We start from the raw sequence: 7,183 nt of genomic DNA on the forward strand, positions 1-7,183 counted from the left end.
CAACCTGCTGGCGCTGAACGCGGCCATCGAAGCCGCACGAGCCGGCGAACATGGCAAGGGCTTCGCCGTGGTGGCAGAAGAAGTGCGCAAGCTGGCCGAACGCAGCCAGGAAGCGGCCCAGGAAATTGGTGAAGTGGCCAAAAACAGCGTATCTCTGGCTGAGCGTGCGGGAACCCTGCTGAACGAGATCGTTCCCTCCATTTCGAAAACATCCGATCTGGTGCAAGAGATCGCCTCCGCATCAGAGGAGCAAACCACCGGCATCAACCAGATCAACACGGCGATGACCCAACTGTCACAGTTGACACAGTCGAACTCAAGCGCATCCGAAGAGCTGGCCGCCACTGCGGAAGAAATGAGCGGTCAAGCCGAGCAACTGCAGGATCTGATGGGCTTCTTCCGCACCGCGTACGATCAGGGCGGCGCACCAAGCGCACGCGCCGTCATCCAGAAGGCCAAAGCGCCCGGCTCAGCCAAGGGCCCCTCCACCACTGTCAGGCGAGCGACTCTCAGCCGTCGTGAGCACTCCCCGTCGGAGTCGGCCGACTTTGTGAAGTTCGAGGAGTGACGCCATGCGCGAAGCTGAAACCTCCTTGGACCACGCTGCCGCCAAAACCAGCATGGTCAGCCAGTACCTGATCTTCAGCCTGGGCAAAGAGCTGTTTGCCGTCGGTACTTTGCGGGTCCGGGAAATCATCGAATACGGCAACGTCACCAATGTCCCGATGATGCCGGGCTTCATCCGCGGCGTGATCAATTTGCGCGGTGCAGTGGTGCCAGTCATCGATCTGAACTCCCGCTTCGGGCGCGAGCGCACCGAGATTTCGCGACGCACCTGCGTCGTCATCCTCGAAGTCATCACGGATGGCGACACTCACGTTCTGGGTATCGTCGTCGACGCCGTCAGCGCTGTCCGGCAGATCAACGCCGCCGATGTCGAACCCGCCCCCAGCTTTGGTACAGGCATTCGGGCCGACTTCATCGATGGCATGGCCAAGGTCAATGGCCATTTCGTGATCCTGCTAGATCTCGGGAAGGTGCTCTCCGTCGATGAAATTTCCATGCTCGGAAACATGACCCACGGCGCCGTCCCTGGCGTACATGCCGATCCCTGATCGATCACATCAAGGCAACTCTCCCGATCACGATAAACTCGCCGGATCGAGGCCAGCTTTGGGAGAGTTCCTCTGATGAAAACCGTGCGATGTCTGAGCGGCGTATTGACCTGTCTTGTCATGGCGACGTCTTTCACCGCAGCGGCGGCAGATCCCGTCCCGTCGGTGTCCCTTGCTGGAACGTGGCAGTATCGCCCCAGGGGCCTCAACTGCACCGAACAATACTTTTTCCGCACCGACGGCACCGTGATGGTGACCAGCCACAAGGAAGTCACCGAAAGCACTTATGCGCTGAGCGCCGAAGCGCTGCCGGGAGGCTTCTACCAGTTTGACACCCAGGTCACCCAGACCAATGGTCAGACCGACTGCCGAGGCAATCAAACCCCCATCGGGCTGCAAAGCAAGCTCTACCTGCGGTTTCAGGCCAACGGCGAGCGCTTCGTTTTGTGCCGAAACGCCAACCTGTCGGCGTGCATGGGTCCGCTGGTCAGACTGAAAGGCCGGATCGGAGCCTGAGACCGTCAAGTAAACTTGATCTGAATTCAGCACTTGATCGTCATCCAGGAGTACGGAGCCCCCAGCCATGGCGAAATCAAAGGCAGCGGCCGACGTTTACTTCCGGTTCCTGCAATTGGCCGATGCCATTCGAGGTTTGCCCTCGTTGCCGGCACTTGACCCGCTCGAAGAGCGCATCCTGGCGTTCATTGCCAAGGCCAATCGGAACGAGGAGCGCTTGTCCGTGCGCGACATGATGGGCAAGCAGGAACTCGGTGCCGCCCAGACCATCCACACACGCTTGAAGTCCATGCGCGACAAGGGATGGATCAAACTGGCTGACACCGAAGACGCTCGCCGCAAACAGATTGAGCTCACGCAAGGGGCCCTCAGCCACTTCGAGCGCCTGTCGGCTTGCATGATCGAAGCCAGCAAAGGCTGAGACCGGCCCGCGCCCACGCAGGGTGGGGGGCGACCGGTCTGGCCATCACCCCATCACCCCATCACAGCGGGGTCATGCCGTGCCGAATGGCACAACGAACCAGGTCGGGGTTGTTGGTCACGCCCAGCTTCTGCATCATGCGCATCTTGTGCGTGCTGACGGTCTTGGGGCTGAGATGCAAGTTGTCTGCAATATCGCCCAGCGGCATGCCCGAGACGATCATCTGCAGGATCTGGTACTCGCGCTCAGACAGCACGGCCTTGGGGTGGGCATCGGTTTCACCCGAGGTGAACACCACCGACTCGACCAGAGCCGGGTCAATGAACTTGCCGCCTTCGGCCACCTTGCGCACACCGGTCAGCAGTACGTTGGGCTCGCTGTCTTTGGTGACATAGCCTTGGGCGCCTGCCTTGAGGGCACGTTGCACGATCTGGCCTTCGTTGTGCATCGACAAGATGAGCACGGGCAGAGAGGGCATCTCGGCGTGCAGCACCTTGAGCAACTCCAGACCGCCCAGACCGGGCAGGCTGATATCGAGCAGCAGCACATCCACATTCCCGGCGCGAACCAGGGCCAGCGCCTCATCGGTACTCGAGGCTTCTGCCACCACCTGCACATCGTCAGTGGTAGCCATGATTTGACGAATCCCACCACGCACGATGGCGTGGTCATCGGCAATCACCATGCGGATCATGGCGTTGTCTCCTTGTTCAAAGGCATTTGAATGTCTATGGTTGTACCGGCCCCGGGCTGACTGATGATCAACATCTGTCCGCCACAGGTCTGAACCCGCTCGCGCATGCCCATCAAGCCAAAAGCCTGCTTGGATAGCGCTGCCGCGGGTTTGAAGCCGACCCCATTGTCGGCGATTCGGAGAAAGAGTCGTTGATTCTGGCAACTGGCACTGATGCTGACATGATTTGCATGGGCATGTCGCATGACATTGGTCAAGGATTCTTGAACACAGCGAAAAGCTGTCGTGGCCAGTTGAGGCGACAGCCGTTGCGAAATGGCATCGCCTTCGGGGCAGATCAGGTCGCATTCAATGCCACTGCGGCGCTGGAATTCGTCGACCAGCCATTCGATGCCTGCATACAGGCCCAACTCCAGCACGGGCGGGCGCAGGTTACCCGCAACCTGACGCACTACGGTCATGATGTGCTTGAGTTGCGACTGCAGATCGCTGACCGCCTCGCTCATGCCCTCCACGTGCGCATAACGGCGCCCCAGGGTCGACACTTCCATCTTGAGGCCGGTGAGCAACTGCCCGAGCTCGTCGTGCATCTCACGGGCAATGGTGCGGCGCTCAGATTCCATCTCGGCCTGGTGGTGGGCCGACAGGGCGCGCAACTGATCGCGGGTGTCTCGCAAGGCCACGGTCACGTCCTTGAGTACCGAGATGTCTTGTACGTTGACAACACGAAGGTCATCTGCACCGGCTTCATCACGCACCACGGTGACGTCGATCAGCACCGGGAACTCGCTGCCATCGCGGCGCACATGCACCGACTCGAACAGGTGGTGCCCACGCTCATGGGCCAGTCCAATCTGGGCACGGGCCTCACGCCACACACGCGCCGGAAAGAGTTGTTCGATGGGTTGCCCAACCAACTCCTGCACCGAATAACCGTGCATGGCGGCAAAGGCTGGGTTGATGTCTTGCAACACCTCGTTGCGGCAGTCCCCCACGGCGATACCCCACCCGGCGCGCTGGTACAGGCTTTCCAGGATGTGAAGACGCCGCCCTTGCAAGGCCGCATCCGGGGCATTCGAGGACGCTGAGGTATCGGTCACGGAGACAACCATGAAAATCTTGTCAGAGGTAGCAGTTTCTCATCATAGGATCGAGGCTTGAATTGTCAAAGCTGAAATAGCTGTGCAAAAGCGACCACAGCGCCCACCCTATCCAGACTCATGCTCGCCCCCACACCTTTGTCTCGCACGCGTGCCCTGGCCTTGGCTGTCGTTCTGCCCCTGCTGGTCTGCGGCCTGCAGGGGTGGGTTCGCCCCCACGTGCCAGGGGCGATGTGGCTGCTGTTTTACCCTGCGGTGTATGTGAGCTGCTGGCTGGGCGGCCTCGTCCCTGGGGTCATTTCAACGGTGCTGTCCATCGCGCTGGGCTGGGCTTTTTTCATTCCTCACACGACCACTCCGCAAGGGGGGGTGCTGGCCACGGCCGTCTTTGCCGCCATGTGTGCGCTGTTCTGCCTGACACACGAGCGTTGGCGCCGCAACGAACTGCGTCTGCGCGTGCTGTTTGCCAAGTCAGCCGATGCCATCATCGTGGCCGACCTGAATGGCCGATGCGAAGGCATCAACCAGGCGGCGTGTACCTTGCTCAACGCGCCACGCGATCGGCTCAAGGGTGGCTCGATTTTCGACTGGGTGCTGCCCGAGCACGTGGAGCGCTTGCGCCTGGCACTCGATGCCATTCGTCGTGGCGGCATTGAGCGGCTGGAGCTGACCCTGCTGACGCCACGGGGCGAGCAGCGCCCGGTTGAACTGAGCACCAACGCCCTGCCCGACGATGTGTGGCTGATCAATCTGCGCGACATTCGGCCTCGCAAGGAAGCCGAAGAAGCCCTGCTGCAGATGCGCGCCGAACTGTATGAAGCACAGCGTCTGGGCAAGATCGGCAACTGGCGCTGGAACCCACGCACCCAAGAGGCCATCTGGTCTCCCGAGTTGTACAGGATCTACCGACTCGATCCGAATCAACCCCCACCGTCGATCGCCGAGCTGGAGAAGATGTACACCCGCGAGTCCCAGCAAGCGCGCGATGCGGCCATCCAGGAAGCGCTGAAAACGGGCCGCCCATACGAGGCCGAGCGTGAGCTGGTGCTGGCCAATGGCGAGCGCCGCTGGATTGTCGTGACGGTGGAAGGGGTGCGCTCGCCCGACGGCAGCATCGGTGAGCTGCGCGGCACGGCGCAAGACATCACCGAGCGCAAACGCATCGAGCTGGCACTGGTCGAGTCGCGCAAAGCCTTGCGCGACATGGCCGCACACCGTGAGCAGGAACGCGAAGACGAGCGCAAGGCCATTGCCCGCGAAATTCACGATGAACTGGGGCAGTTGCTGGCCGCCATGCGCATGGACGTCGCTCAGTTGCGCATGAAGTGTCCAGAGGGGGGAGCGACCCCGGCGCTGCAAGACCTCAGCAAGCTGGTGGAGCGAACCATCGAAGTGATGCGCAGCCTCGCCACCAGCCTGCGACCATCTGCGCTGGACCTGGGCTTGCTGGCGGCACTGGAATGGCTGACGGAAGACTTCTCGCTGCGCTGGGAAATTCCCTGCACCTTGCAGGTCGAGGGCGAGGAGCGTGCGCTCGACGACGCGCGCGCCACCGCCATCTTCCGCGTCGTACAAGAATCGTTGACGAACGTGGCCAAGCATGCGCGAGCACATCAGGTCAGCGTCTCGGTGGGCTTTGAGCCAGCAGTTGTCAGGGTCGCCATTCGGGATGACGGACAGGGCTTTGATTCGTCCTGCCCCCCACCTCCAGGCCACTTCGGCCTGATGGGCATGGAGGAACGCATTCACGCATTGCAAGGCCAGATCCAGATTGACAGCCAGCCTGGCCGGGGGTCGCACATCACGATCGAGGTTCCTACACCCGATTCCGTCAGAACGTAAGCAATCAATCGTCAGGCTTGTCTGACGTGTTAAGGATTTGATCCTGATCAAACCTGACGCGTGAACTTGGGCACGAATTCCTGTTGCCTGAGGTCCTTGCACAGTTGTTCATTTTCAACGGTCGACCCGTGTATTCGTGCACGCAATGACCGGATCGCCACGGTCAAGCACCGGCTCGCGGTTGACGAAAGCACTTCCACAGCAATGCAGGAGCTTTCGTATGCGCGTTTCTTCTTCGGTACACCCCACGGGTTTGTGGTGGCTGTTCCGTCGCAAGACGGCCAGCCAACCGAACGACCCAACCAACACGGCTGCCGCCCCCTCGGCTCTGGTTCGACTGAGCCAGGCCGTGCTGCCCATCTGGCGTCGCCAGATTGCCGCCGCGCGCACGCAGATGAATCTGGCCATGGAGTCGCTGACCGAACGCTTCGCCGGCATGTCGCAGCGCCTGTGCCAGACCATGGACCGCTCCAGCCAGGACGCGCAAACCAATATGCACGGCGCCCTGAACAACGCGCAAGACCAACTCTCGGGCCTGCTGACCGAGTTGCGCGAAGCCATGGCGTTGCGCTCGCACTTGCTCACCGAGGTGGTCACGGTCACGCAATTCGTGGGTCAGCTCCAGGAAATGGCCTCCGAAGTGGGCGCCATCGCGCGCCAGACCAATCTGCTGTCGATCAACGCCGCGATTGAAGCCGCACGCGCCGGCGAGTCTGGCAGAGGGTTTGCCGTTGTGGCCAAAGAGGTCCGCATGCTGTCGACCGAATCGGGCCAGACCGGCGACCGCATCGCCCATGTGGTGCGCCAGGTCAGCGAGGCAATCGAGCGCGCCAAAACCAGCTACGACACCTTCGCCCGACACGATGCCCAGATGACCGAGCGCGCCAGCCAGATCATCGAAGACGTGCTCGAGCGCATGCGCGCCACCGCCAGCGAGGTCAGCACCAGCTCGGAGCACATTCGCCAGGAAGGCGAAGCCATTCGTGCCGAGATCGATCAGGTGCTGGTGGCCATTCAGTCGCAAGACCGCATCAGCCAGATGCTGCAGCACACCATGGACGACCAGGCCCGCCTGTTGACCTGCCTGGAGCAGCCACCCGAACCCGAGGCCTGGCTGGCACAGCTGCGCAGCACCTACACCACCCCCGATGAGCAAGCCGCGCACGACGACTTGCCGCTGCCGCCAGCGCTGGCGCAGTCGGCCCAGGCCATCGAGCAAGACACCACATTTTTCTGACCCTGAGGGAGCGAGCACATGTCCAAAACCATACTGATCGTTGATGACTCGTCGTCGCTGCGCAAGGCGGTGCAGATCGCCCTGGAAGGCGCGGGCTACCAGGTTGTCGAAGCCGAAGACGGCAAGCAGGCTCTGAGCCGACTCGACGGCCGCAAGTACCACCTGGTCATCAGCGATGTGAACATGCCCAACCTCGATGGCTACGGCTTTGTCGAAGCCATGAAGCAGATCCCCGCCTACAAGTACACCCCGGTGGTC

At 61.5% G+C, this 7,183-nt stretch carries 9 protein-coding genes; 7 read left to right on the forward strand and 2 right to left on the reverse strand.

The window, feature by feature from the left end:
• The 4 genes from VFW72_RS06265 to VFW72_RS06280 form a co-directional block, all read left to right on the forward strand.
• Positions 1–568, forward strand: a 568-nt coding sequence (locus VFW72_RS06265) for a methyl-accepting chemotaxis protein (protein WP_329673424.1), incomplete at its 5' end; no start/stop codon positions are given.
• Positions 569–572: 4 nt separating this feature from the next.
• Positions 573–1,115 carry a chemotaxis protein CheW gene (locus VFW72_RS06270; RefSeq protein ID WP_329673425.1) on the forward strand — a complete coding sequence of 181 codons (543 nt, stop codon included), beginning with the start codon at positions 573–575 and terminating at the stop codon, positions 1,113–1,115.
• A 120-nt stretch (positions 1,116–1,235) separates the two neighbouring features.
• Positions 1,236–1,631, forward strand: a complete 396-nt coding sequence (locus tag VFW72_RS06275) for a hypothetical protein (protein WP_329673426.1) — start codon at positions 1,236–1,238, stop codon at positions 1,629–1,631.
• 67 nt (positions 1,632–1,698) lie between these two features.
• On the forward strand, positions 1,699–2,052 hold the full coding sequence (locus tag VFW72_RS06280) for a helix-turn-helix domain-containing protein (protein ID WP_329673427.1): 354 nt from the start codon (positions 1,699–1,701) through the stop codon (positions 2,050–2,052).
• A gap of 61 nt (positions 2,053–2,113) precedes the next feature.
• Here VFW72_RS06280 and VFW72_RS06285 read toward each other — a convergent pair whose 3' ends face one another.
• Both VFW72_RS06285 and VFW72_RS06290 read right to left on the reverse strand, forming a co-directional pair.
• On the reverse strand, positions 2,114–2,746 hold the full coding sequence (locus tag VFW72_RS06285; RefSeq protein WP_329673428.1) for a response regulator transcription factor: 633 nt from the start codon (positions 2,744–2,746) through the stop codon (positions 2,114–2,116).
• Positions 2,743–3,858, reverse strand: a complete 1,116-nt coding sequence (locus tag VFW72_RS06290; RefSeq protein ID WP_329673429.1) for a PAS domain-containing sensor histidine kinase — start codon at positions 3,856–3,858, stop codon at positions 2,743–2,745. The genes VFW72_RS06285 and VFW72_RS06290 overlap by 4 nt, the downstream gene beginning before the upstream one ends.
• 108 nt (positions 3,859–3,966) lie before the next feature.
• On the opposite strand from VFW72_RS06290, the gene VFW72_RS06295 reads away from it, so the two are divergent.
• The 3 genes from VFW72_RS06295 to VFW72_RS06305 all read left to right on the forward strand — a co-directional run.
• Entirely contained in the window at positions 3,967–5,688 is a 1,722-nt protein-coding gene (locus VFW72_RS06295; protein ID WP_329673430.1) for a PAS domain S-box protein, read from the forward strand.
• 220 nt (positions 5,689–5,908) lie between these two features.
• Positions 5,909–6,925: a methyl-accepting chemotaxis protein gene (locus VFW72_RS06300; protein ID WP_329673431.1), complete on the forward strand. Its 1,017-nt coding sequence runs from the start codon at positions 5,909–5,911 to the stop codon at positions 6,923–6,925.
• Positions 6,926–6,943: 18 nt separating this feature from the next.
• Positions 6,944–7,183, forward strand: a 240-nt coding sequence (locus VFW72_RS06305; RefSeq protein ID WP_329672866.1) for a response regulator, incomplete at its 3' end; no start/stop codon positions are given.

It is taken from the genome of Aquabacterium sp. (assembly GCF_036273115.1).
Taxonomy (GTDB): Bacteria; Pseudomonadota; Gammaproteobacteria; order Burkholderiales; family Burkholderiaceae_C; genus Aquabacterium.